This window comes from Methylobacillus flagellatus KT (assembly GCF_000013705.1).
GTDB classification, from domain to species: domain Bacteria; phylum Pseudomonadota; class Gammaproteobacteria; order Burkholderiales; family Methylophilaceae; genus Methylobacillus; species Methylobacillus flagellatus.
Genome location: NC_007947.1, coordinates 324,475 through 350,115, shown reverse-complemented (window position 1 = coordinate 350,115; position 25,641 = coordinate 324,475). Strand labels below are relative to the sequence as shown.

Annotated in this window: 19 protein-coding genes; 13 read left to right on the top strand and 6 right to left on the bottom strand. The window is 57.9% G+C overall.

The annotated features are described in order from the left end of the window. Window positions 1–202 precede the first annotated feature (202 nt). Window positions 203–2,074: a methanol/ethanol family PQQ-dependent dehydrogenase gene (locus MFLA_RS01770; RefSeq protein ID WP_011478712.1), complete on the bottom strand. Its 1,872-nt coding sequence runs from the start codon at window positions 2,072–2,074 to the stop codon at window positions 203–205. A gap of 303 nt (window positions 2,075–2,377) precedes the next feature. Between MFLA_RS01770 and MFLA_RS01765 the strand changes: the two genes are divergently transcribed. Continuing rightward, entirely contained in the window at window positions 2,378–4,276 is a 1,899-nt protein-coding gene (locus tag MFLA_RS01765; protein ID WP_229407102.1) for a sigma-54-dependent Fis family transcriptional regulator, read from the top strand. 104 nt (window positions 4,277–4,380) lie between these two features. Here MFLA_RS01765 and MFLA_RS01760 read toward each other — a convergent pair whose 3' ends face one another. From MFLA_RS01760 to ilvD, 3 genes are all read right to left on the bottom strand, one after another. Further along, a complete protein-coding gene (locus MFLA_RS01760; protein ID WP_011478710.1) occupies window positions 4,381–4,707 on the bottom strand; it encodes a c-type cytochrome in 327 nt (108 codons plus the stop codon). 87 nt (window positions 4,708–4,794) lie between these two features. Continuing rightward, entirely contained in the window at window positions 4,795–5,706 is a 912-nt protein-coding gene (locus MFLA_RS01755; protein ID WP_011478709.1) for a D-hexose-6-phosphate mutarotase, read from the bottom strand. 48 nt (window positions 5,707–5,754) lie between these two features. Next, window positions 5,755–7,605, bottom strand: coding sequence for a dihydroxy-acid dehydratase (gene ilvD / locus MFLA_RS01750; RefSeq protein ID WP_011478708.1), 1,851 nt, complete (start codon window positions 7,603–7,605; stop codon window positions 5,755–5,757). Between the two features lie 60 nt (window positions 7,606–7,665). Here ilvD and lgt point away from each other — a divergent pair, with 60 nt between their 5' ends. From lgt to MFLA_RS01730, 4 genes are all read left to right on the top strand, one after another. Further along, on the top strand, window positions 7,666–8,451 hold the full coding sequence (lgt, locus tag MFLA_RS01745) for a prolipoprotein diacylglyceryl transferase (RefSeq protein WP_011478707.1): 786 nt from the start codon (window positions 7,666–7,668) through the stop codon (window positions 8,449–8,451). A 291-nt stretch (window positions 8,452–8,742) separates the two neighbouring features. Further along, window positions 8,743–11,067 (top strand): FdhF/YdeP family oxidoreductase, encoded by a 2,325-nt coding sequence (locus MFLA_RS01740; RefSeq protein ID WP_011478706.1) that lies wholly within the window; start codon window positions 8,743–8,745, stop codon window positions 11,065–11,067. Beyond that, the gene (locus MFLA_RS01735) at window positions 11,057–11,368 is read left to right on the top strand and encodes a hypothetical protein (protein ID WP_011478705.1); all 312 of its coding nucleotides are present in this window, start codon (window positions 11,057–11,059) and stop codon (window positions 11,366–11,368) included. Before MFLA_RS01740 ends, MFLA_RS01735 begins: the two co-directional genes overlap by 11 nt. 271 nt (window positions 11,369–11,639) lie before the next feature. After that, entirely contained in the window at window positions 11,640–13,076 is a 1,437-nt protein-coding gene (locus MFLA_RS01730) for a PLP-dependent aminotransferase family protein (RefSeq protein ID WP_011478704.1), read from the top strand. A gap of 137 nt (window positions 13,077–13,213) precedes the next feature. On the opposite strand, the gene MFLA_RS01725 is transcribed toward MFLA_RS01730, so the two are convergent. Both MFLA_RS01725 and MFLA_RS01720 read right to left on the bottom strand, forming a co-directional pair. After that, window positions 13,214–13,417, bottom strand: coding sequence for a CstA-like transporter-associated (seleno)protein (locus MFLA_RS01725; RefSeq protein ID WP_011478703.1), 204 nt, complete (start codon window positions 13,415–13,417; stop codon window positions 13,214–13,216). Beyond that, window positions 13,417–15,486 carry a carbon starvation CstA family protein gene (locus tag MFLA_RS01720; protein WP_011478702.1) on the bottom strand — a complete coding sequence of 690 codons (2,070 nt, stop codon included), beginning with the start codon at window positions 15,484–15,486 and terminating at the stop codon, window positions 13,417–13,419. The genes MFLA_RS01725 and MFLA_RS01720 overlap by 1 nt, the downstream gene beginning before the upstream one ends. Before the next feature lie 144 nt (window positions 15,487–15,630). On the opposite strand from MFLA_RS01720, the gene MFLA_RS01715 reads away from it, so the two are divergent. The 8 genes from MFLA_RS01715 to MFLA_RS01680 all read left to right on the top strand — a co-directional run bounded on the left by MFLA_RS01715 (window position 15,631) and on the right by MFLA_RS01680 (window position 25,621). Next, window positions 15,631–15,939, top strand: a complete 309-nt coding sequence (locus MFLA_RS01715; RefSeq protein WP_011478701.1) for a hypothetical protein — start codon at window positions 15,631–15,633, stop codon at window positions 15,937–15,939. Between the two features lie 114 nt (window positions 15,940–16,053). Beyond that, window positions 16,054–17,814, top strand: coding sequence for an ABC transporter transmembrane domain-containing protein (locus MFLA_RS01710; RefSeq protein WP_011478700.1), 1,761 nt, complete (start codon window positions 16,054–16,056; stop codon window positions 17,812–17,814). A 396-nt stretch (window positions 17,815–18,210) separates the two neighbouring features. Beyond that, a complete protein-coding gene (locus MFLA_RS01705; protein WP_011478699.1) occupies window positions 18,211–19,023 on the top strand; it encodes a formate/nitrite transporter family protein in 813 nt (270 codons plus the stop codon). A gap of 34 nt (window positions 19,024–19,057) precedes the next feature. Continuing rightward, entirely contained in the window at window positions 19,058–20,782 is a 1,725-nt protein-coding gene (locus tag MFLA_RS01700) for a bifunctional protein-serine/threonine kinase/phosphatase (RefSeq protein ID WP_011478698.1), read from the top strand. A gap of 105 nt (window positions 20,783–20,887) precedes the next feature. Beyond that, window positions 20,888–22,183 carry a nitrate regulatory protein gene (locus MFLA_RS01695; protein ID WP_229407099.1) on the top strand — a complete coding sequence of 432 codons (1,296 nt, stop codon included), beginning with the start codon at window positions 20,888–20,890 and terminating at the stop codon, window positions 22,181–22,183. A 361-nt stretch (window positions 22,184–22,544) separates the two neighbouring features. Continuing rightward, the gene (locus MFLA_RS01690; RefSeq protein WP_011478695.1) at window positions 22,545–23,846 is read left to right on the top strand and encodes a CmpA/NrtA family ABC transporter substrate-binding protein; all 1,302 of its coding nucleotides are present in this window, start codon (window positions 22,545–22,547) and stop codon (window positions 23,844–23,846) included. A 68-nt stretch (window positions 23,847–23,914) separates the two neighbouring features. Next, entirely contained in the window at window positions 23,915–24,802 is an 888-nt protein-coding gene (ntrB, locus tag MFLA_RS01685; RefSeq protein ID WP_011478694.1) for a nitrate ABC transporter permease, read from the top strand. 12 nt (window positions 24,803–24,814) lie between these two features. Beyond that, complete coding sequence (locus MFLA_RS01680) at window positions 24,815–25,621, top strand: ABC transporter ATP-binding protein (RefSeq protein ID WP_011478693.1); 807 nt, start codon at window positions 24,815–24,817, stop codon at window positions 25,619–25,621. Window positions 25,622–25,641: the final 20 nt, after the last annotated feature.

Sequence of the window (25,641 nt, the reverse complement as noted above, 5' to 3'; positions counted from 1 at the left end):
AGACGCAAGCTCTTTTTCCAGACATATCTGCGCTACTCGGCGCAGCCAGACGGGGAACAACGTCAAAACCATTCTTGGCTTCGCTACGCTCGCCCCTGGATTTCGTAGGCAAAAAAAAGCCAGTCCACAAGGGACTGGCAAGAAGGGACTACTAAAATGGAGATGAGCCCTGCCTGGCGGCAGGGGTACTACTGAACGGCGATTACAAACTGAAGACGTTGAGTGCACCGCCACCAGGCGCTGCATTCCACTCCTTCAATTCCTTGTAACCACCTGCTGCGCCCAAACCTTCGTTGTCGTTGGTCAGGCCCAGGTTCATTGCCACACCTGCCCAGCCACCAATGCCGGAGAGAAGTGCGACGTATTGCTTGCCCTTATGGGTATAGGTGATCGGATTACCGACAACGCCTGAACCCACACGGAATTTCCAAAGTTCCTTACCGCTCTTGGCATCAACCGCTTTGAACCAGCGATCCAGTGTGCCGTAGAAAACGATGTCGGTCGCAGTAGCCAAAGCACCGCTCCATACCGAGAACTTCTCTTTCTTGTACCAGACTTGCTTGCCCTTGAGGCCGTCCCAGGCCATGAAGCCGCCCATGACACCGTCGGGACCAGGATACATGCTCAAGGTTGCACCAACCCAAGGCTGGCCAGCGACATACTTCACTTCTACAGGCTCGTAATCCATGCAGACGTGGTTGAGCGGTACATAGAACAGCTTGGTCTTGGGAGAGTAAGCAGCAGGCTGTTGATCCTTCACGCCCAATGCAGCAGGACAAATGCCCGAAATCTGCACGTCCTGATGGGTGGCGTACTTGGGATCCTTGATTGGAGTCCCTGTTGTCAAGTCAATGCCAGTTGCCCAGTTAACGAACGGATGCATCTTTTCCGCCACCAGCAGCTTGCCTGTCTGACGATCCAAGGTATAGCCAAAGCCATTGCGGTCGAAATGGGTAGCGAGTTTCTTGCCATCTGCATCCCAGAGGATGGTTTCGTTCACGGCATCATAGTCCCACTCATCGTGCGGTGTCAGCTGGTAGCCCCACTTCGCTAAACCTGTGTCGAGGTCACGCGCGAAAATAGTCATGGACCATTTATTGTCGCCAGGACGTACGTCTGGGTTCCAGACAGATGGGTTACCTGTCGCGTAGTAAACCAGATTCAATGCAGGATCGTAGGAGTACCAGCCCCAAGTTCCGCCGCCACCGTGTTCCCAGCCATTCTTGGCAGCCTGTGGCTTGAGCCAGGTTTTCACGCCGAGGTCGGTCTCAGGGAACTTCAGCTTTTCCTTGGGCAGGGCCTTGAAAGAGCCGCCTTCCTGATTGCCACCGTTGATGTCTTCATACACGGACAATGCGCTGTAATGCGGGTTATCCTTGTTGAAATCCTTGCCGATCAGCACATCGCTGTCAGGGCCGGTTGCGTAAGCTCGCCACGCAATCGAGCCGTCCTTGATGTTGTAGGCTGTCAGGTAGCAACGTACGCCATACTCACCACCCGAGCATCCGGTAATGACCTTGTCCTTGAATACATGAGGTGCATTCGTAGTAGTAGCGCCTTGCTTGACGTCCACAACGCCCACCTCCCATACCTTGGCGCCGGTCTTGGCGTCCAACGCGACCAATTGACCGTCGTTCTGCTGCAGGAAGATCTTGCCGTCACCATAAGCCAAGCCGCGGGTAACGTTATCGCAGCAAAGCAATGCCTGTACGGAAGGATCCTGCTTGGGGAAGTAAGACCACTTGATCTTTTCTTCATTGTTCAAGTCAAGCGCATAGACGTTATTGGGGAATGCCGTGGTGAAATACAACGTGTCATCAACCACCAGCGGAGCACCTTCATGACCGCGGTTGACCCCGGTCGCAAACGTCCAGGCGGCCTTCAGGTTCTTGATATTGGATTGGTTGATCTGGGACAACTTGCTGTAACCAGTGTTTGCATAGTCCTTGCGCTGTGTGGCCCATTGGTTGTCGTCCTGCATCAGCTTTTCCAGATCAGTGGCTGCAAAACCAGGAATGGAAGCCAGGCCGATGAGGCTGGCACCCAGTGCTATTTTCAAATGCTTCGCTTTCAAGGGATATTCTCCATAGTATGTTTGTTGTTTTATTACTGGCTGATGTTCTCCACCTCAGCCGGCACCATGACCAACTCCATATCTGGTCATCAACTTGCAGGGCCTATACAGCAATCCTCATGCCAACAAAATAAATAAATGGGAATAATTCCTAAAAACCATGAAAAAATAATACGTTGCCATACGGATTTATTCCTGGACCGCATCCTGGTCTCAACGTAACAAGTTGTCACAAAATTGCACAAGTGCTACATTTAGGAACAGTTCCTACGATCAACCATGAAGCTCACCATGCAAAACCCCATGACAAAGTCCCTGCAGCAGATCGAGCATGCAAGGCTGCAATTCCTCAAGCAAGGTAGCATGGTGGAAGGTGTGGTCAACAAGACTATCGCACGCTCCTGGCAACGCAGCTTGGACAACGGCATCAACGCTTTCCAGCCCCTCAGCACCGCCACACTGGACCGGGTAGAGCTGGAAAAAAAACGCAGCAAATACCGCTTGCTGCTGACACAAGCCAAGCCAGAAATTTCCATGCTGTACGAGCAGATCGCCCATTCGTATAGCGTAGTGGCACTGACAGATGCCGAAGGCGTTATCCTCCATAGCGAAGGCCAGCACTTGCTGGTGGACCTTGCCCCCAGGGAAATCATGAGTCCAGGCTACTCCTGGTGCGAGCAGGAGCGCGGCACCAATGCCATCGGTACAGCGATCGTGGAGCAGCAACCAGTCGCTGTGCAGGGCGCAGAGCACTTCGTTGAACAGCTACAGAATTTCAGCTGCTATGCCGTCCCCATTTTCGGTCCCAACAGGCAATTGCTTGGCACGCTCAATGTCACCAATGCGTTTGCCGCCCACCAGCAACACACGCTGACGCTGGTAAAAATGACAGCACAACAGATAGAAAACCGCGTGTTCAGGGCCTGTTACCAAGGACCACTCACACTTCATTTCCACACTGCTGCCGACTTTATCGGTTCGGCATGGGAAGGCTGTGCAGTATTGTCGCGTGAAGGCGCCCTGCTGGCCATCAACCGGAATGGCCTGGAGCTGCTGGGCAAGTCGAACCCGCCCACCGATTTCCAATCCATATTCCTTGAGCCACTCTCCCAGCTCCTTGAGGAGTACAGGCAGAACGCAAACGCCCCACTGACACTCACGCTCACGAACGGCGGGCCTGCCTATGCAACACTTGATGTCGCCCCAGACACAACCGCCAATCACGGGATCGCCGGCATACGCCACGCTGCCAAGCCACCCACTGCGCCTGCCATGGCAATGACCAGTGAGGATCCTCGTATCGCAGAAATATTGACCCAGGCCAGGCTGGTCATGGATCAGGACATTCCCATCCTGATTCAGGGCGAGACTGGCGTAGGCAAGGAGCTGCTGGCCACCACCATCCACCAGAACAGCGCACGCGCCAGCGGCCCACTGATCGCCATCAATTGCGCCGCACTGCCGGAAGGCTTGATTGAGGCAGAGCTGTTCGGCTACGAAGAAGGCGCTTTCACCGGCGCGCGCCAGAAAGGCAGCCAAGGCAAAATCGAGCAGGCGCATGGTGGCACCTTGTTCCTCGATGAGATCGGCGACATGCCATTACTCCTGCAAGCCAGGCTATTGCGTGTACTACAGGAACGCAGCATCACCCCACTGGGCGGCAGCAAGTCCAGAAAGCTGGACTTTGCCGTCATCAGCGCCACCAATCAGAAGCTGCAGGAAAAAGTCGCCGAAGGCACTTTCCGCAAAGACCTCTTCTACCGCCTCAACGGCATCAGCCTGACTTTGCCACCGTTACGCGAGCGCCAGGATCTGCCCGCCATCATCTACAACATCATGTCTGCAGAAAGGGGCGGCCATGTGGAAATCCATGAAGACGTGCTCAACCTGTTCCGCCGACACCCTTGGCCAGGCAATATCCGCCAGCTGCACAACGTGCTTAAAACGATGCTGGCCTTGTCTGGAGGCGGACCTTTGCAGCGGCGGCACCTACCTCCCGGGTTTATGGATGAACTGGACAACAGCATGACACTGGAACAGAAAACGCCCGGCCCTACTGCAGGTTCCATCGACGCCATCACCAATGAGGTTGTCAAACAGGCACTACAACACCATGAAGGCAATATCTCCGCCGCTGCCAGAGAACTCGGCATGAGCCGTAATCGTTTCTACCGCCGACTCAAGGCACTCGGCCTAGCCTAAAGACCAGGCACCCCTCCCAAGGCGTTCAAGCCATCATGAATCCCAGCCAACAAAAAAGCCAGTCAGCTCACTGACTGGCTTGTTTTAAGCAATTGCATCACCCCTTACAAGGTCAAGATCCACTGCACGATGACCTTGATATCCTCATCCTTGACTTGCGGACTGTTCGGTCCCATGGGCACCGGCCCCCAAACCCCGCTGGTACCGTTCTTGACCCGGCCTATCAGCTTGGCCTCGGCTCCAGGTTCGCCACGGTACTTGGCTGCAATATCCTGCAATGCAGGGCCAATGACTTTCTGCTTGAGTGCGTGACAAGCCAAGCAACCGTTTTTCTGTGCCAATGACTCTGCCGCCTTTGCATCCACCGCGGCCGCTTGCCCAGCCATGAGCAGGCAGCCCGCGGACATCAATATGCGCATGATTGCCTTCATTCCTTCTCCCTGGAGCTTTCGCTCCCGCTGAATCGGGTTACAACGCCCAAGACGGTGGCAATACCGTGCTGCCACACCTAAACCCGGCTACAAACTTTCAGTGCTGTACTGCACGCTCAGGGTGTGAGCACTGCCTGGCTCGACGGTGACAACATTGCCCCTGACATTGGAAGTCTCGACACATACCATATGCCGCCAGCCATGATGACTGCCCAAATCGCCAATCTCGGCTGCCTTCCGCTCCCATGGCGTCCAGACCACAGTGGAATGACTGCCTGATTTCTCGATGATAATCTTGCGGCGCAGGCCAGGATCCTCCAAGACACAGGTCGAATCGGTATTGAGGTATACCCGGTCCACCTCGTCATTGAAACTGATATCTCCAGACTGGCGCTTGAGGGCATAATCCTCGACCTTATCCTCGTACTCGGTATGATCCAGCCCAAGCACCCTGACGACCTCGATGTCGCTGACCTGGAAATAGGTATGCAACGCCTCGCCGATCACAAACGGCTCATGACCCTTATTGGTGGTCGTCAACGCCATTTTGAGCGTCGGGCCGATATTGACAGTCAAGGTCAGCTCGCAATCGTAAGGCCACTGCTTTTCCACCTGGCGACTCTCCACCAGCTTCAATACCAGGCTGGTTGTATTGTCCGCCTCTGGCCTAGCGTCGACCACGTCCCACGGCACCACTCGGGCAAAGCCATGGGGACAGAGTGTCTCGTCCGTGGCATGCGGGCCAAACCACGGCCAGCAGACCGGCACACCGCCCCGGATAGAGCGTCCGGCGACGAAACGCGCCTGATCAGATAACCATAATACCGGCGCCTCGGCATGGCGCGGGTTCCACTGCATGACATGGCCCCCTTGCAGGGCGACCTTGGCAGAGGCATGTGGGTTCTCGATTTCCAGCGTCACCAATCCGTTCAGGTCTGCGGAAAAATGGATTTTATGCCCAACCCCGTATCGGGCATTCAATTCGTGTACTGATTGCATACGCTCTTTTAAAACAAGATGGATGAATTCTTCTTATTATTTTCGCGCCTACTTCTCGATCTGGCTGACGTCACGCACAGCCCCCTTGGCCGCGGACGTGCTCATGGCAGCATACGCACGCAATGCAACGGATATATGACGCTGGCGGTTGACCGGCTTCCATGCATCTTTGCCGCGTGCCTCCATGGCAGCGCGCCGGTGGGCAAGCACTTCGTCCTTGACCGCCAGATGAATAGTACGATTGGGAATGTCGATCTCGATGATATCGTTTTCCTCCACCAGGCCGATTGCGCCGCCTTCGGCAGCTTCCGGAGAGGCATGGCCGATACTCAGACCGGAGGTACCGCCGGAAAAGCGGCCATCGGTCAGCAGCGCGCATGCCTTGCCAAGTCCCTTGGATTTGAGGTAGCTGGTCGGGTAAAGCATTTCCTGCATGCCAGGTCCGCCGCGCGGGCCTTCGTAGCGGATGATGACGATGTCCCCCGCTTCGATCTTGTCTGCAAGAATGGCAGCCACGGCATCATCCTGGCTTTCAAAAATGCGCGCGCGCCCCGTGAACTTGAGAATGCTGTCGTCCACGCCGGCCGTCTTCACGATACAGCCGTCTAGGGCAATGTTGCCGTAAAGCACTGCCAGTCCGCCATCCTGAGAATACGCATGATCCTTGTCGCGGATGCAGCCTTCCTTGCGGTCAGTGTCCAGGTCCGGCCAGAGCATGGACTGGCTGAATGCGATCGTCGTGCTAATACCGCCAGGTGCGGCACGATAAAATTTCTTCACATCCTCGTCGTTGGTGGTCATGATGTCCCACTTATCCAACGCCTCACCCAGGGTTGGACTGTGCACGGTGGGAGTGTCACGGTGGATCAGCCCGGCCCGACTCAACTCTGACAGGATGGCCATCACGCCACCTGCACGATGTACATCCTCCATGTGATATTTGGCCGTAGCAGGTGCCACCTTGCATATGCAGGGCACGCCGCGGGAAATACGGTCAATGTCAGCCATGGTGAAATCCACCTCAGCCTCGTGCGCCGCTGCCAGCAAATGCAATACAGTGTTGGTCGAGCCGCCCATGGCGACGTCGAGGCTCATGGCATTCTCGAATGCCTTGAAGTTGGCAATGCTGCGCGGCAGTACACTCTCGTCATCCTGTTCGTAGTAGCGCTTGGTGATTTCCACGATCAGGCGACCAGCCTTGAGGAACAGCTCCTTGCGCGCAGCATGCGTGGCCAGTGTGGAGCCGTTACCAGGTAGGCTCAGGCCGAGCGCCTCGGTCAGGCAGTTCATCGAGTTGGCGGTGAACATGCCGGAACAGGAACCGCAGGTCGGGCAGGCAGAACGTTCGATCGCCTCGGACTCCGCATCGGACACATTGCTGTCTGCAGCAGCGACCATGGCATCCACCAGGTCGAGCTTGTGCATATTGCCCTGCCAATTGACCTTGCCGGCCTCCATCGGCCCGCCCGAGACGAATACCACGGGAATATTCAGGCGTAGCGCCGCCATGAGCATGCCAGGAGTGATCTTGTCACAGTTGGAGATGCACACCAGCGCATCGGCGCAGTGGGCGCTCACCATATACTCCACGGCATCGGCAATCAGGTCACGGCTGGGCAAGCTGTACAGCATGCCGCTATGGCCCATGGCAATGCCATCATCCACGGCAATCGTGTTGAATTCCTTGGCGACGCCACCCGCACGCTCGATCTCCCTAGCCACCAGCTGTCCCAAATCCTTGAGGTGTACGTGCCCGGGAACAAATTGGGTGAAAGAATTGGCAATCGCAATGATTGGTTTCTGAAAGTCGTCCTCCTTCATCCCGGTAGCACGCCAGAGTGCGCGTGCGCCTGCCATGTTGCGGCCATGGGTGGAGGTCCTGGAGCGGTATTGCGGCATAAAAACCCTAAACTAAACGTATAATTGGGAGATTTTACTCCAATCCAAGGGCCAATCCCAATGCTTGTTCACCCACAATTTGATCCAGTCGCCATTCACCTGGGCTCGTTCGGTATCCATTGGTATGGCCTGATGTATCTCATTGGATTCCTGGCCTTTCTGTGGCTGGGTCGCTGGCGCATCGCCCACCAGCCTTGGTGGGGAAAAGCTGGCTGGACGAAAAAAAACCTCGACGATGCCCTGTTCTATGGCGCACTGGGCGTCATCCTCGGCGGCAGACTGGGCTATGCCCTGTTCTACCAACACGAATACTATCTGACCCACCCGCACGAAATCCTCTTTCTCTGGCAAGGCGGTATGTCCTTCCACGGCGGCTTCCTCGGCGTCATGGTCGCCATGTTGCTATTCGCCAAACGGCGTGGCCTGACCTTTTTCGGCATCATGGATTTTGTCGCTCCCCTGGTGCCTGTAGGCCTGGGTGCAGGACGCATGGGCAACTTCATCAATGGCGAGCTCTGGGGCCGTGCCAGCGACCTGCCCTGGGCCATGGTGTTCCCCCATGTGGACAGCATCGCGCGCCACCCTTCGCAGCTTTACGAATTCCTGCTCGAAGGCGTCGCGCTCTTCATCCTGCTCTGGTGGTACTCCAGCAAGCCACGCGCCAGGGGATCGGTGTCGGCACTGTTCCTGATCGGCTATGGCAGCTTCCGCTTCCTGGTTGAATTTACCCGTGAGCCGGACAGCTTCCTCGGACTGCTATCGCTGGGTTTGAGCATGGGGCAATGGCTGAGCCTGCCGATGGTGATCGCGGGCGTGTGGCTGCTGATTGTGAGCTTGCGCCGATGACCAAAGAACCTGATTCTCCGGCAGGTTTCAGGCCTGCGCGGCCAACATCATTATGTTTGTAGGGCAGAGCGCAAGTAGCATCCTCTGAATGAGAACAACTATCGAGCCAATATCTAAGCGCTATCCCCGCTAGTTTGGCTATGAACTGTACCCTAAAAATTCCCCCGTTTCTGTATCTGGTTTCCTTCCATTCGTTCCCTTACGATTGTTGCCATTGTCATTGTGTACTCATAGCGTCGGCTCATTTCCACGGGTGCCGGCCTAATTTCTGGAAAACTATATAGAGAAGATATGTCGCAACCTAAAGCAGCCATCAAGCCTTACCACCACCCAGCCGCCGGCTGGGGGGCACTGAAGCAAGTTGCCGCGCAGCTCGCGCTGCAGAAGATTCCTGTAAAGGGCGTCATCACCCTGCTTTCGCAGAACCAGCCCGACGGTTTCGACTGTCCGGGTTGCGCCTGGCCGGATAAGGAGCATACCTCTACTTTCGAATTCTGCGAGAATGGCGTCAAAGCCGTGGCCGCTGAAGCAACGGCCAAGCGCGTGCCGCCTGAATTCTTCGCCAAGCACACCGTCACCGAACTGATGGAGTGGAGCGACTTTGACCTGGAAAACGAAGGCCGCCTGACGCATCCCATGCGTTACAACCCAGCCACGGACAAATACGAGGAAATCTCCTGGGACGGCGCCTTCGAGCTGATGGCGAAGCACCTGAATGCGCTGGCTGACCCGAACGAGGCGATCTTCTACACCTCGGGCCGCGCCAGCAACGAGGCCGCCTTTCTCTATCAATTGTTCGTACGCGAGTTCGGCACCAATAACTTCCCGGACTGCTCCAACCTTTGCCACGAATCCACCAGCATGGCATTGCCACCCACCGTGGGCATTGGCAAAGGTTCTGTGACGCTGCATGATTTCGAACATGCCGACACCTTGCTGATTTTTGGCCAGAATCCTGCAACCAACCATCCGCGCATGCTGGGCGAGTTGCGCGAAGCCGCCAAGCGCGGCGCACGCATCGTGGCGATCAATCCATTGAAGGAACGCGGCCTGGAGCGCTTTGCCGATCCACAAAGCCCGTTCGACATGCTGTCGTTCAAGGGCAGCAAGATCAGCGATATGTTCATCCAACCCAAGTTGGGCGGCGACCTGGCGCTGATCAAGGGCATGATCAAGTTCATCATCCAGTGGGATGATGAGGCCATCAAAAACGGCACCGAGCGTGTCGTGGACGTGGCGTTCATCGAGCAGCATACCAATGGCTTCGAGGCGATCGCCGAGGATGCGCGCAAGGAAAGCTGGGATGTGATCGTCGAAGAGTCCGGCGTGCCTCTGGAGCAGATTGAGGAAGTTGCCCGGATCTATGCTACTGGTGACCGCGTCATTTCCACCTGGGGCATGGGCATCACACAGCACAAGCATGGCGTCGCCACCATCCAGACTTTGGTCAACCTGATGCTGCTGCGCGGCAACATCGGCAAGGAAGGCGCAGGCTTGTGCCCAGTACGTGGCCACAGCAACGTGCAGGGTAACCGCACTGTGGGCATCTACGAAAAAATGCCTCAGGCTTTCCTGGAGAGCCTGGAACGCGTGTTTGACATCAAAGTGCCCAGGGAGCCAGGCTACGATGCCGTCGCCGCCATCCAAGCGATGATAGACGGCAAGGCCAAGTTCTTCTTCGCGCTAGGCGGCAATTTCTCGATTGCCACGCCCGATACCGACCGCACTTGGCAAGGGCTGCGCAATTGCGACCTGACCGCTCACGTGACCACCAAGCTCAACCGCAGCCACCTGGTGCATGGCAAGGAAGCCTTGATCCTGCCATGCTTGGGCCGCACCGAGATCGACATGCAGGAAACCGGCCCGCAAGGTGTCACGGTGGAAGACTCCATGAGCATGGTGCATATTTCCTACGGCATGAACAAGCCAGCTTCTCCGCACCTGCTGTCCGAGCCCGCCATCGTCGCACGCCTGGCCCATGCAACGCTCAAACACAGCAAGACGCCTTGGCTGGAATACATCAAGGACTACAGCAAGATCCGGGATGCCATCGAGCAGACACTGCCTCACCTGTTCGAGAACTACAACGAACGTATCAAGCATCCTGGCGGCTTCCGCTTGCCCGTGCCTTCCAGTGACCGCATCTGGAATACCCCTTCTGGCAAGGCAGAGTTCACGCTGCACGAAATTCCGCGCAACTCCCCTATTCACCAGGCGCGCGCGCAATACGGCGACCGGATGTTCGTGCTGATGACCACGCGCTCCCATGACCAATACAACACCACCATCTACGGCATGGATGATCGCTACCGGGGCGTGTTCGGCCAGCGCCGCGTGATATTCATGAACCCGGAAGATATTAAGCGCATGGGACTCAAGGCCGGCGACTGGATCAACCTGGTCAGTGTCTGGCAGGACGGTGTCACGCGTCGCGCCGATCATTTCCTAGTGGTGGCCTACGACATTCCACAAGGCTGCCTGGGCGGCTATTATCCGGAAACCAACAACCTGGTGCCCCTGGAAAGTGTTGCCGACCTGTCGCATACGCCAACCTCCAAGTCGATCCCGGTCATTATCGAGAAGGCCGGTGAGCAGAAGGTGTCCCATGCTGCTTGATCATGATGCTGCCGAACAGGAAGCGAATGACTTTGCTTCCGAGCATGCCCAGCTCGATCAGAGCGCCGTGCTGATGCTGGGCATTCTGGAACTGCTGCATGCCGAGCATGAAGCAGGCCGCGCCCGTGTGCCGCTGGCAGCGATCTGCAAGCGCCTCGGCATCCGCATGAGCACGCTGCAGCGCCTGATGACCGCGCTGGGTGAACAAGAGCTTGTCATCATCTCTACAGAGAAGGAGCGACTGGTGGCCGCACTGACAGCCAACGGAGAAGAAATTTCCCGGGCGCTGCAGGCTGCCTAGGCATATGCTCGGACGACAAGCCCATGCAGGGATGGCGTGGATGCTTGCCGGACGCCAATCCAGCGTCATTCGCTGATGGCACTGTGAGATAGTGCCTGCGCTGCTCCCGGCATCCGCCAGAATACCGCCTCCGCTCTCGGGCTGGATTCGACCCAGCATCCCCCAACATATCGTCGATTTTGCAAACCTGTAAAACACCAGCCGCGCATACCCGGCGCTGGAGTACAATGACAGGCATCCGGAACCCGACCACAGCCTCGCCTACGCTCACATGAAGCTTTATGTCTCGTTTGCTGCCCGCATACGCGCAATGATCGATGAAGGCGTATTGCGGCCCGGCGACAAGATCTTCTCGGTCAGGCAAGCCAGCCAGAAGTACGGATTGAGCATCAGCACCGTCCTGCGTGGTTACCTGTTGCTGGAGCAGGAAGGCATCATCAGCAGCCATCCCCAATCAGGTTACTACGTCACGCCGCGCAAGCGCCTACAGCGGCACGAGACATCGCCTTTGTCCAAGGATATCAATCTGTCCGAAGTCGATGCCAGCAAGCTGGTACTCACTACGCTCAAGTCCATCCGCGAGTTCGGTACCGTGCCGCTGGGCTCACCTTTCCCGGATCCGCAGCTGTTTCCGCTTAAAAAGATTCACCAATACGAAAAAGCCCTGACCGATGATGAAGGCGAATGGGGAGTGCTGAGCGACCTGCCGCCCGGCAATGAAATGCTGCGCCAACAGATTGCGCGCCGCTACCTTGCCAACGGCATGGACGTATCACCCGATGACATCGTCATCACGCATGGCGCTACCGAGGCCATTACGCTGTGCCTGCAAGCCGTCGCCAAGGCCGGGGATGTCATTGCGCTGGAATCCCCCGGCTATTACGCCCTGGCCCATACTGTCGAGCGCTTGGGCATGAAGGTGGCCGAGCTGCGCACCGATCCGGATTCCGGCATTGATCTGGATGCATTGCGGGCCACCGCCGGCAATGTCCGCATCGCTGCCGTGATACTCACCGCCAACTTCCAGAATCCACTGGGCTTTGTCATGCCTGACGCCAAGAAACAAGCGTTGGTGGCATTTCTGGAAGAGCAGCAAATTCCGCTCATCGAGGATGACGTCTATGGCGAGCTTTACTTCAGCGAAACAGCGCCCAAGCCTGCCAAAGCCTTTGACCGCTCCGGACTGGTGCTGCATTGCGCTTCGTTCTCCAAATCCCTGGCGCCAGGCTACCGCGTCGGCTGGACTGTGGCCGGACGCTACCGGCAGGAAGTGGAGCGCCTGATGTTCCTCAACAGCCTGTCGATGCCCTCCGCACCGCAGATCGCAATTGCGAAATTCATGCAGCGCGACAGTTTCGAGCGACACCTCAAGCAATTGCGGCACACACTGCGCTCGCAGTATGTGCTGATCCGCAACGTGATAGAGGAAAGTTTCCCCGCAGGCACGCAGCTTTCTGCACCCAAGGGAGGATACGTCATCTGGGTCAACCTGCCCGCGCCGCTGGATGCGCTCAAGCTCTATCGCGCCGCCATCGACAACGGCATTACCGTGGCGCCGGGCACCATTTTTTCCCGCAAGAAAGACCTGACCCACTATATCCGGCTCAATTTCAGCCATTTATGGACATTGGCGATCGAGCAAGCGGTAAGACAAGTTGGAGCACTGGCTTGCGGCATGCTGGCGGATGCAGGAAACGGCGAAGCCTAGACGCCATCCCTTAGCCTGAACCATGCAGCCTGACCCGCCCGGCCCAGTTGCTGGCGACAACCCGGCAGACTCGCGCTACCCTACCTCAACATTGAACATTGTTCCCGCCATGCTGGCATGCATCGACCACAGCGGCCTCAGCAGCAGCGTTTGATGCCATCCCACTTCTGCTGCTGCCACGCTTTGAAGAACGCCTCCCTGCTCAGCGGCGGTCCCTGGTGACCATGCCGTTCCTGATTGGCAGCATACAGATGCAGGTAGCGCTCATAGGCATCATCCCCCGATACCTGGCGCAGATAGCGCCAGGTCCGGTGGATAAGCTGTCGGCACGCCTGCCACATCAATCCCGCCCCCAGGCTGCACCGAGCTTGGTTTCGACATAAGCCGCCTCAGCGGAAGGGCGCACGGACTTGCCGCTGAGGCTGCGGCAACTCACGCGTAGCATATCGATGATCACGATCCATAGCACCGCCACGAAGAACAAGGTCAACACGGCATCGAGCTGCTGATTGAATATCAACTGCGGCGCCACGGCGGCCTTCTCGGGAGGCAGCACCCCCGCCGCAAGCTTTGCCGACATATCATTGGCAGCGGCAATGAAGCCAACGCGGACGTCCGTACTGGTGATCTTTTCCCAGGCGGCCGTCGTCGTCACCACCACCAGCCAGCTCAGCGGCAAGCCAGTCACCCAGGCATACTTGAGTCTGCCGGACTTGATGAGAATGCCTGTCCCTGCCGATAACGCAATCGCCGCCAGCATCTGGTTAGAAATGCCGAACAACGGCCAGAGGATATTCACTCCGCCGTTCGGGTCGATGACACCGATGTAAAGGAAATAGCCCCAGCCGGCCACTACAATCGCGCTGGTCAGCAGCACTGAGGGATACCACGAGGTCCGGCCGATCCTGGGCCAGACATTTCCCAGCATGTCCTGCAGCATGAACCGTCCCACGCGGGTGCCGGCATCCAGCGTCGTGAGGATGAAGATTGCCTCGAACATGATGGCGAAGTGGTACCACAATGCCAGCAAGTGCTCGCCGAATGCGCTGCCGAAAATACTCGCCATACCCACAGCAAGAGAGGGCGCACCACCGGTTCGCGCAAACAAGGTAGCCTCGCCCATCTGGCGCGCGAGGGTTTCCATCTGCGCCACTGTGACCGGGAACCCCCAGCTGGAAATTACCGCCACCGCATCTGCGGCCTCCTTGCCCACCAAGCCGGCCGGGCTGTTGATCGCGAAAAACACACCCGGATCGAGCACCGTAGCGGCAATCATTGCCATGATGGCGACAAAGGACTCCAGCAGCATGGCACCATAGCCAATGAGGCGGATATCCCCTTCATTGGCAATCAGCTTGGGCGTCGTGCCCGAAGCGATCAAGGCATGAAAGCCGGATACCGCGCCGCAGGCAATAGTGATGAAGACGAACGGAAACAAGGCCCCGCCGAAAATCGGCCCGGTGCCGTCAATGAACTGGGTCAACGCCGGCATCTTGACCTCGGGCTGCAGCAGGATGATCGCGACAGCCAGCAGGAAAATGGTGCCCAGCTTCATGAAGGTCGAAAGATAATCGCGCGGCGCCAGCAATAACCAAACCGGCAGGATAGCGGCGGCAAAGCCATAAGCGATGACCCACCAGGCAAGCGTGAGCCCGTCATGATTGAACAGGCTGCCCAAGTAGGGATGATGATCGATGTATCCGCCACCGAAGACCGAGAGCAGCAGCAACACCACCCCGAGTACCGAGGCTTCCAGCACACGGCCTGGCCGCAAATGACGCATATAGAGGCCGACGATCATGGCAATCGGTATCGTGGCCGCCACGGTCGATGTCGCCCAGGGACTATGCTTCATGGCGTTGACTACCACCAGTCCGAGCACCGCAATCAGGATCACCATGATGGTGAACGTTCCCACCAAGGCGGCAAAGCCACCAACCGGCCCCAGCTCGTCTCGCGCCATCTGACCCAGGCTGCGGCCATTGCGCCGTGTTGACAGGAATAGGGTCACCATGTCCTGCACCGCACCACCCAGCACGGCACCCACCAATATCCACAAGGTGCCCGGCAGGTAACCGAACTGCGCCGCCAGCGTCGGCCCCACCAGCGGCCCCGGACCTGCAATCGCGGCGAAATGATGACCGAATACCACCCATTTGTTGGTCGGGACGTAGTCTCGGCCATTGTCCAGACGCTCCGCCGGGGTCGCCCGGGTGGCATCCACCATCAGGACACGGGCGGCAATCCAGGCCGCATAGAAACGATAGGCAAGCGCGAACACACAGACCGCCGCCGCCACAAACCACAAGGCATTGATGCTTTCGCCGCGGTGCAGGGCAATGCCACCCACCGCAGAAGCCCCGACGACGGCGACAAGTAGCCAGATCAAGTATTGCAAGATTTTATTCATTTAGGTTTATGATATATCCCCATTCATGCCCGCCAGTATAAAACCAAATCCGCAGACTGAGAGCGTGAACCAGCGCTGAAAACATTCCGGAACAGATATTGCTAGTATTCCGGAACCCAAACCAACAACATTTGAGAGATAAGCATGAAATTGACCTGTGTTAGCCTTTTGACCCTGCTGGCCTTGAGCATGCCTGCGACGGCGGCACCGGACGACGCGCCGCCAATTGAAACCACGACCGCAAATGGCGACAAGATCCTACTGCACCCCAACGGCAAGTGGGAGTATGTGGACAGGGAGAAAAAGGCTGAAGCGGACAAGATCGCCAAGCAATACCCGGAAAATCAGGGCTGCCCTCCCGGCACCCAGGGCGGCTTGTTCGGTATCGGCCGCTGCATTCCCCCTGGCGACAAGGATTTCAATCGCGGCTCCATGAGCGGCAAAGGCCGCTAGTCTTTTCTGAAGCGGGTACCCGCTTTACCCTAAGCTTGCGCAGTGCGGTATGCTAGACATCCAGCGCCAGCCTAAGCGAGGTTCCCCCTGCAAGCACCCAACCGTCCTTTACGATTGTTCAGTGATTTATGGCCGTTATTGCGGCCATATCGCTGGCAAATCCTGCTCGCATTCTGTTTGCTCAGCCTGGCTTCCGCCATTCTGCTGCTCGTGCCCTGGGCGTTCCGCGACCTGATCGACCAAGGGTTCGGCACAGGCACCGCTGCCGCGCAGAACGCTCAGGACATTAACCGTCATTTCGTCTTTATCTGCGGCCTGGTGATTGTCTGGGCCTTGATCGTGGCATGCCGCTATTACATCGTGTCCTGGATAGGCGAACGCGTCACCGCAGACCTGCGCTCCCTGGTGTATGAGCGAGTGCTTACCCAGTCGCCGCAATTCTTCGAAACCCTGCAGACGGGAGAGGTGCTGTCCCGCCTGACCGCGGACACCACCTTGATCCAGACCGTTGTCGGCAGCTCAATCTCCCTCGGCCTGCGCAGCCTGTTCCAATTCATTGGCGGCATGATCATGCTCGCGGTCACGAGTTGGTATTTATTCAGCCTCAATCTCGGACTCATGCTGTTGCTGACACTGCCGATCATGCTGATTGGCCGCTCGGTGAAGACATTGTCACGGGAATCCCAGGATCGCATTGCCGACAGCTCGGCCATGGCGGGTGAAATCCTCAATGCCATGCCGACAGTGCAATCCTTCACCCAGGAGCCCCGCGAACAACAGCGTTTCCGCCACAGCGTGGAAACCAGCTTCAAGGCTGCCGTCCGCCGTATCCGCGTGCGTGCCTTCCTGGCTGCATTCGTCATTGCCGGCATCAGTGCGGCCATCATCTTCGTGTTGTGGCTGGGGGCGCACCAGGTCACGCAAGGCGAGTTGTCGGGCGGCGAGCTCGCCTCCTTCATTCTCTATGCGGCGCTGGTTGCCGGCAGCGTCAGCACCATCGCCGAGGTATGGGGCGACATCATGCGCGCCGCGGGAGCGGCCGAACGCCTGCTGGAGCTGCTGAACAGCAAGCCTGCGATCCGCGACCCGTCAACGCCGGTACTCCCCAGCAGCACCGACATGGCAAGCATCAAGTTCGACAACGTGAGTTTTTACTATCCGGCAAAACCTGATCAGCCAGCGCTTGACCATATTTCTCTCGAGATCAATGCGGGCGAAACCGTTGCCCTGGTCGGACCATCGGGCGCAGGCAAGACTACCCTGTTCCAACTCCTGTTGCGCTTTTACGACATCTTCGAAGGATCCATCAGTATCAACGGCCTGGACATCCGCAACCTGTCCCTCGACACATTGAGGGGCATGATTGCCATCGTGCCACAGGACCCGGTGATCTTTTCCGCGAATGCGCTTGAGAATATTCGTTATGGCAGGCCCGATGCCAGCGATGAAGAGATCAAGCACGCAGCCCAGGCGGCGCAAGCCCATGCATTCATCGAACGCCTGCCGCAGGGGTATGACACCTTCCTGGGAGAGCGCGGCACCCGGCTTTCGGGCGGCCAGCGCCAGCGCATCGCCATCGCCCGTGCCATGCTCAAGAATGCGCCCATCCTCTTGCTTGATGAAGCAACCAGCGCCCTGGATGCGGAATCGGAAACCTTGGTACAGCAGGGCCTGGCTTCGGCCATGCACGGCAGGACCACACTGGTGATCGCCCATCGCCTTGCTACCATCCAGAATGCCGACCGCGTCGTGGTACTGGAGCATGGCCGCATCGTCGAAACCGGGACGCCGAATGAATTACGCCGGCAATCCGGGCTGTACAGCCGCCTCGCCAAGCTTCAACTGGATATCCATCCCGATCACGCACCGCAATAAAGCGCCCCTGACACAACCGCACCACAATCGTGCAACCAGCACATCCTATTGCCTGGCTAGGCTAATGTCCTGGCCCAACCTGCCTGGGGTCCAATATTGGAACAACGCCTGACGGCAACCGAGGGCAGCCGCCCGGCAGCCCGCATCACAGGCTGATCACCTCAAGCCACCGACACCAGAAAATAAAAAGGATGCCTGGGTGGTTTTCATCCTCGGCATATTTTTTGCTGGTTCCCTACGCATGGACTGCAGTGATCGCGCCAATGGCGGCGCGATGCGTCTACAGGCAGTGCCATATATCACTTGACGATCAGGACAATGGCGTCCACTCCAGATAGCACTTGAAAAAGGGTATCTGGAGTGGACGCTTTTTTTATTTTTAAGAGGTGCAATATCATGGCTTATCTCCTACCTTCAGAATTCGTGACCAAAATGGTCGATGCCGGCGAGTCGAAAGTATTCATGTCGACCAGGGACACCATCATCCGTGCCTACATGGCCGGTGCCATCCTGGCACTGGCCGCCGTGTTTGCCGTCACCGCCTCGGTGCAGACCGGCTATCCCCTCATCGGCGCCATCCTGTTTCCAGTGGGCTTCGTCATGCTCTACTTGCTGGGGTTCGATCTGCTGACCGGTGTCTTCGTACTCACGCCCCTGGCCCTGATCGACAAGCGCCCCGGCGTCACCGTCAAAGGCATTCTACGCAACTGGGGGCTGGTGTTCGTCGGCAATTTCCTCGGTGCATTCACGGTCGCGGTATTCATGGCCATCGTCTTCACCTATGGGTTTGCAGCCGAGCCGGACAAGGTGGGCACCATCATCGCGGGCATCGGCGAAAAGCGCACACTGGGCTATGCCGAATTTGGCGCGGCCGGCATGCTGACGGTATTCATCCGGGCCGTCATGTGCAACTGGATGGTATCGACCGGGGTAGTCGGCGCCATGATCTCCACCAGCGTTTCCGGCAAGGTGATGGCGATGTGGATGCCCATCATGGTGTTTTTCGGCATGGGCTTCGAGCACTCCATCGTCAATATGTTCCTGTTCCCCTCCGCGCTCATCATGGGCGGCAATTTCTCCATCATGGACTACCTGATCTGGAACGAGCTGCCCGTCGTGCTCGGCAACCTGGTCGGGGGATTGGCATTCACCGGGCTGACCCTGTATTCCACCCATATCCGCACAGCGCCGAAACGCAGTATTGGATGATAGTCAGGTGTGCCAGGGCGACTGACAGGACAACATGAACGATACGCTCGCCATTTCCATCGGCCAGCATTCGGACCGGGGGTGCAAGGACATCAACCAGGATTTCCATGGCGCGTGCATACCGCGAGGCCATCAGCTCGCCACCAAGGGCATCTTGGTGGCGCTGGCTGACGGGATCAGCAGCAGTACCGTCAGCCAGGTCGCCAGCGAGTCCGCGATCCGCAACCTGCTCAGCGATTATTACTGCACTTCTGATGCCTGGAGCGTCAAACATGCCGTCAGCTGCGTCTTGAACGCGGTCAATTCCTGGCTCTATGCCCAGACCCGGCGCAGCCAATACCGGTACGACAAGGACAAGGGCTATGTCTGCACCCTCAGCGCCCTGGTCGTCAAGTCAGGCCAGGCCCACCTGTTTCATGTCGGCGACACGCGCATCTACAGGCTCAGCGGCCAAGCGCTCGAGCAACTCACCGAGGATCACAGGGTTGCCGTCAATGCAGAGCAGCACTACCTGAGCCGGGCATTGGGCATAGGTCCGCAAGTCGAGATCGACTACCTATGCATACCGGTCGAACAGGGAGATATCTTCCTGCTGGCCTCAGACGGCGTATACGAACATGCGGATGCGCAATGCATCGCCGCCGCCATCTCCAATAATGCTGATGACCTAGACGCCGCTGCAAGACGAATTGTAGAAGGGGCTCTTGAGCGCGGCAGCCGGGATAACCTGACCATACAGATTGTCAGGATAGACCGTCTCGACCTTCGCCAGCCTGGCCGCTTTCCATCCGCGGACCTGCGCGCGCCGCCAATACTGGAAGCACGAACCGATTTCGACGGCTACCATATCCTCAGGGAGCTGCACCACAGCCACCGTAGCCACCTCTACCTGGCGATCGACAACGCTACCGGCCAGCAGGTGGCGCTCAAGACCCCATCTACCGACCTGGTCGCCAATCCGGCGCAGTTGAACCGCTTCGCACTCGAGGAATGGGTGGCTCGCCGCCTCAATCACGCACACGTGCTGAAGCCATGCAAGCGCGAACGGAAGCCGCAATATCTTTATGTCGCCATGGAGTTCATCGAGGGCATCACCCTCGCGCAATGGATGCGGGATCATCCCAGGCCGTCGCTGGAAACGGTGCGCGGCATCGTCGAGCAAATTGCCAAAGGCCTGCAGGCCTTCCATCGCGCCGAGATGCTGCATCAGGACCTGCGTCCGGAAAACATCATGATAGACCGCAATAGCGTGGTCAAAATCATCGACTTCGGCGCAGTCCGGGTCGCAGGCCTGGAAGAGAGCCATCCTCTGGAAAGCCTGCCCGTTCCGGGCGCCATTCAATACATGGCGCCTGAGTATTTCCTCGGCGAGCCCGGCTCGCCGCAGTCGGATCAGTTTTCGCTGGGCGTCATCGCCTATCAGATGCTCACGGGCAAGCTGCCTTACGGCGCCCAAGCCGCCAAAATCAAGTCACGCACGCAACTGCAGCGCCTGTCCTATCTCTCCGCCATCGACGGACACAACGGCATCCCTTCGTGGATAGACGATGCGCTCGCAAAAGCCGTGCATCCGGAACCACACAAACGCTATCCTGCGCTGTCGGAATTCATGCATGACCTGAGGCACCCCAACCGGCAATTCCTCGACCGGCACAGGAGCGGGCTGATTGAGAAGAATCCGCTCCTGTTCTGGAAGACGACCAGCCTGCTATTATTGTTGCTCGTCATCATCCTGCTGTGCATCATTCAACGCTCCTGAGCCTGCATGCAGGCAAGACATCCAGGTTACAGGGCATACTGCCCGCCCCGTGGTGGCCTGACCGATTGCCCCATCATCGTTGGATTCAGCATCGACAGGACGCGCATGATTATTGCTACCGAGTTTAATATGAAAGACTTTTCTCCCGACCAAACCATCATTCTGGCCAAGATCCGGCATATCGAGGAGCTCGAACGGCTTTCGGCATGCACCGTCTTTGTCGAGACCATCGGCCTGATCATTCACCAGATCCAGGCAGAGCGCGGCGCAAGCTGCCTTTACCTGGCGTCGGCCGGTCAGCGTTTCGGCAGGGAGCGCAGTGACATCATCGAACAGAACCAGGGCCTGGAACTCAGGTTCCGCGAAGCATTGCAGCGTCACCTGGAGCATGACAGCATGGTCGATGCCAAGCAGCTCACCCTGATTTCGTGGATATTGCTCGGGTTCGACCAGTTGAAAGCGCTGCGCCACCAGGTCACCCTGCACAAGATTTCATTTCCTGACTGCATACAGTCGTTCAATCGTTTCGTCGGCTGCCTGATCTCGCTGATCTTCGACATTACCGACAATGCCGTCAACAGCAAGATTTCCACCTATCTGCTCGCGCTTTACAACCTGGTGCAAGGCAAGGAGTTTGCCGGGCAGGAACGCGCCGTCGGCTCCTACATGTTCGGCTCCGGCCAAGTACAGCAGGAACACCAGCAGAAGCTGCTGGAACTGATTGCCTTGCAGGACAGGCATTTCGAGTTGTTCTGCCAGTTTGGCGGCCACCAGCTGCAGAAGGCATGGGCGGCCTCCATGGATACCAGCATCCACCAGCGGCACCGGCAGTTCCGTGGCAAGCTCACGCATGCGCACGATGGCCAGGCCGTGAAAACGCACGACGGAGACGAATGGTTCGAGCTGTGCAGCCAGCGCCTCACCGATATCTGGCATCTCCAGTGCCAGCTCATCAAGGGCATGCACGACATGCTGGAAACGCTGGCCAAGGAGGCGAAGAACGACCTGGAAAAGACCCGCCAGTACCTGCAGAAAGTGCGCCGTCAGCCGGCCCAGTCCGCTACGCTGGACAGCGCCTTCTTCAACCTCTCCATCCCGGTGGAAAACGCCTACACCTTCCTCGCACACGACAGCCAGCACGCCTATCCCATGGAGTCCATTGTCTCACTGCTGCAACAGCAATCGCAGCAGATTGCCGAGATTGAAAACGAGCTGGCGGAAACCAAGCAAGCACTGGCGGAGAGAAAGCAGATCGAGCGTGCCAAGGGCTTGCTCATGAGCAAGCGCGGCATCAGCGAGGTGGAGGCCTACAAGATCCTGCGCAGCACCGCCATGGAGCAAAACCGCAAAATCATCGATGTCGCCGACAACATCCTTGCCAAGCAGAATTCCCTATCCTGAGTGCGGTAATGATGGTGCAACCGCACTCAGGTGGTGCAATCCGCCACGATCAGCCGACATTAACAAAAATCCTTAAATTTCATAAAATCCCTTACATAACAATAAGTTTTAAAAATAATTTCCCCTTGGCACAACAATTGCTGATGCCTGATTGAACAGCGGCAGCCAATGGCGGCTACCATTGTTCCAGCAGCATCTCGACAATACCGGGCAACGCGCGCTGATGACTGAAGCAGCGCATCGGCCCGGATATGGAAGACCAAGGACAAAGGCGTCCTGAATGCAGACAACCACACTGTCTGCATTCAGGACGCCTTTTTTGTTTGGGCGTTTACTTTAACCACTGATCCAGGGAGTCACGATGAGTCATTCCGAATACAAGCCGACATTGCCCGAACCCACTGCTGGCAATGACGATATGGACCATGGCAGGCGGCGGTTTTTTCACCAGGCGATTGCCAGCACCCTCGGTGCCGCCGCCATGCTGGACATAATCCCTTCCACCCTCAGCCGTCAGGCCTGGGCGGCAGGTTCAGATGCGCCGGAGCTTACCGAAGTGAAGATCGGCTTCATTCCGCTCACCGACTGTGCGCCGGTCGTCGTGGCTGCGCAAATGGGCTTCGACAAGAAATACGGCATCAAGATCACCCCCTCCAAGGAAGCCTCATGGGCTGGTATCCGCGACAAGGTCGCCAATGGCGAACTGCATGCCGCGCACATGCTCTATGGCATGGTCTACGGTGTGCAGATGGGCATAGGCGGACAGCAGAAGGATATGTCCATCCTCATGACGCTGAACCACAACGGCCAGGGCATCACACTCGCCAACCAGCTCAAGGAAAAGGGCGTCACCACAGGACAAGCCCTCAAACGCCTGATCGACAACGAAAACCGCGACTTCACCTTCGCCCAGACCTTCCCCACCGGCACCCACGCCATGTGGCTCTACTACTGGCTCGCCACCTATGGCATCAACCCGTTCAAGGATGTGAAGACCATCGTGGTACCGCCGCCGCAGATGGTCGCCAATATGCGCATCGGCAACATGGACGGCTATTGCGTCGGCGAGCCCTGGAACGCGCGGGCGATCCACGACAAGATCGGCTTCTCTGTCGCCACCAGCCAGGATATCTGGGCCGATCATCCGGAAAAGGTATTGGGCACGACGGCGGATTTCACCGCCAGGAACCCCAATACCGCCCTGGCCATGACCAAGGCCATCCTCGAAGCCTGCCGCTATATCGACGCCACGGCCAACCGCCCGGCCGTCGCCAAGCTGATTTCAGGCAAGGCCTACGTCAACGCGCCAGAAAGTGTGATCGAAGGCCGCTTCCTCGGCCATTACGACAACGGTATCGGCAAGCGATGGGAAGACCCGAACTACATGAAGTTCTTCAATGACGGCAAGGTGACCTTCCCCTATCTATCGGACGGCATGTGGTTCCTCACCCAGCACAAGCGCTGGGGCCTGCTGAAGACGGACCCGGATTACCTTGCCATCACCAAGAAGGTCAACCGCATCGATATCTATACCGAGGCCGCCAAGTCACTGGGCATTGCCGTACCGAGCGACCCGATGCGCAGCAGCAAGCTGATCGACGGCGTGCTATGGGACGGCAAGGATCCCAAGGCCTATGCCAGCGCCTTCAAGATCAAGGCCTGAGCAGGAGCAGTGGCGGCCGGGGCACTGCCCGTCCGCCAACCCAACAAAGTGATGCGAGGCAACCGATTATGAGCTCAGTCAGTATCAACAAGGAAGACATCAAAACCATCATGAAAAGCGATCAAACCATCGTCAAACAGACAACCGCCGCCAAACCGGCGGCAACCCGTCCCGGCGTCCTGGCCTTGAAGTCGCGCGCATTCTTCGAATGGATGCTGCCGCCCGTGTCCGGCCTGTTGCTGCTGCTTGCCGTCTGGACGCTGATTTCACACCAATCCCCCAACCTGCCGGGCCCGGCTTCCACCTGGCACGCGGCAACGGCGCTGTTCAGTGATCCGTTTTACGTCAACGACCCCAATGACCAGGGCATAGGCTGGAACATTCTCGCCTCGCTGCAACGCGTCGCGCTAGGCTTCGGCCTCGCAGCCCTGGTCGGCATCCCGCTGGGATTCGTCATCGGCAGGTTCCAGTTCATCTCGCGCATGGCCGCTCCCGTGATCGGCATCCTGCGCCCGGTGTCCCCCCTGGCCTGGCTGCCGATCGGCCTGCTGGTGTTCAAAGCCGCTGATCCTGCTGCCATCTGGGTGATCTTCATTTCCGCCATCTGGCCGATGATCATCAATACAGCGGTAGGTGTTTCCAAGGTGCCGCAGGACTACATGAATGTCGCCCGCGTGCTCAATCTGTCGGAATGGAAGATCATCACCAAGATCCTGTTCCCCTTCGTCCTGCCCTACATGATGACCGGTGTGCGCCTGTCCATCGGCGTGGCATGGCTGGTGATCGTCGCTGCAGAAATGCTTACCGGCGGCGTCGGTATCGGCTTCTGGGTCTGGGATGAATGGAACAACCTCAACGTCGAGCACATCATCATCGCCATCTTCGTGGTGGGCATCGTCGGCCTGCTGCTGGAAGTGGCGCTCACCTCCATTGCACAACGTTTCAGCTACGAATAACACGAGGCCATCATGGAAAAAATCATACAGGAACGCTACGTACAGCTCGAGAACATCGACATGACCTTCTTCACCAAAAAAGGCACATTCGAAGCGTTGAAGGACGTCAATATCAGCATCCGCGAAGGCGAATTCATTTCCATCATCGGCCACTCGGGCTGCGGCAAATCCACCGTGCTCAACCTGATCGGCGGCCTGCTGCGCCCGACGCAAGGCAACCTGTTCTGCGCCGGGCGCGAGATCGCCGGGCCGGGGCCGGATCGCGCCATCGTGTTCCAGAACCATTCACTGCTGCCATGGCTGACGTGCGCGGAAAACGTCCACCTGGCGGTGGAGCGTGTGTTCGGAGCCAAGGAAGGCAAGGCAAAACTCAAGCAACGCACCCAGGACGCCATCACGCTGGTAGGGCTGGCCCATGCCGCGGACAAGCGTCCGAATGAAATCTCCGGCGGCATGAAACAGCGTGTGGGCATTGCCCGCGCGCTGGCGATGGAGCCCAAGGTCTTGCTGCTGGACGAACCCTTCGGCGCGCTCGACGCCCTGACCCGGGCCCACCTGCAGGACGAACTGATGGGCATCATGGCCCAGTCCGGCTGCACCGCCGTCATGGTCACACACGATGTGGACGAAGCCGTGCTGCTGTCGGACCGCATCGTCATGATGACCAACGGCCCGGCCGCGACAGTCGGCGAAATCCTCGAAGTGGACCTGGAGCGCCCGCGCAAGCGGCTGCAACTGGCGGAGGACAGCCGGTACAACCACCTACGCAGCGAAGTGCTGAAATTCCTGTACGAACGGCACGCACGCAAGGCGGCTTGACCAGAACGTGCGCTGCGCGA

Excerpts from the sequence above, each read along its gene's own strand:
- MFLA_RS01765 (WP_229407102.1), top strand. The coding sequence starts at position 2,378 with ATGACAAAGTCCCTGCAGCAGATCGAGCATGCAAGGCTGCAATTCCTC.
- MFLA_RS01760 (WP_011478710.1), bottom strand. The coding sequence starts at position 4,707 with ATGAAGGCAATCATGCGCATATTGATGTCCGCGGGCTGCCTGCTCATG.
- MFLA_RS01755 (WP_011478709.1), bottom strand. The coding sequence starts at position 5,706 with ATGCAATCAGTACACGAATTGAATGCCCGATACGGGGTTGGGCATAAA.
- ilvD (WP_011478708.1), bottom strand. The coding sequence starts at position 7,605 with ATGCCGCAATACCGCTCCAGGACCTCCACCCATGGCCGCAACATGGCA.
- lgt (WP_011478707.1), top strand. The coding sequence starts at position 7,666 with ATGCTTGTTCACCCACAATTTGATCCAGTCGCCATTCACCTGGGCTCG.
- MFLA_RS01740 (WP_011478706.1), top strand. The coding sequence starts at position 8,743 with ATGTCGCAACCTAAAGCAGCCATCAAGCCTTACCACCACCCAGCCGCC.
- MFLA_RS01735 (WP_011478705.1), top strand. The coding sequence starts at position 11,057 with ATGCTGCTTGATCATGATGCTGCCGAACAGGAAGCGAATGACTTTGCT.
- MFLA_RS01730 (WP_011478704.1), top strand. The coding sequence starts at position 11,640 with ATGAAGCTTTATGTCTCGTTTGCTGCCCGCATACGCGCAATGATCGAT.
- MFLA_RS01725 (WP_011478703.1), bottom strand. The coding sequence starts at position 13,417 with ATGTGGCAGGCGTGCCGACAGCTTATCCACCGGACCTGGCGCTATCTG.
- MFLA_RS01720 (WP_011478702.1), bottom strand. The coding sequence starts at position 15,486 with ATGAATAAAATCTTGCAATACTTGATCTGGCTACTTGTCGCCGTCGTC.
- MFLA_RS01715 (WP_011478701.1), top strand. The coding sequence starts at position 15,631 with ATGAAATTGACCTGTGTTAGCCTTTTGACCCTGCTGGCCTTGAGCATG.
- MFLA_RS01705 (WP_011478699.1), top strand. The coding sequence starts at position 18,211 with ATGGCTTATCTCCTACCTTCAGAATTCGTGACCAAAATGGTCGATGCC.
- MFLA_RS01700 (WP_011478698.1), top strand. The coding sequence starts at position 19,058 with ATGAACGATACGCTCGCCATTTCCATCGGCCAGCATTCGGACCGGGGG.
- MFLA_RS01695 (WP_229407099.1), top strand. The coding sequence starts at position 20,888 with ATGATTATTGCTACCGAGTTTAATATGAAAGACTTTTCTCCCGACCAA.
- MFLA_RS01690 (WP_011478695.1), top strand. The coding sequence starts at position 22,545 with ATGAGTCATTCCGAATACAAGCCGACATTGCCCGAACCCACTGCTGGC.
- ntrB (WP_011478694.1), top strand. The coding sequence starts at position 23,915 with ATGAGCTCAGTCAGTATCAACAAGGAAGACATCAAAACCATCATGAAA.
- MFLA_RS01680 (WP_011478693.1), top strand. The coding sequence starts at position 24,815 with ATGGAAAAAATCATACAGGAACGCTACGTACAGCTCGAGAACATCGAC.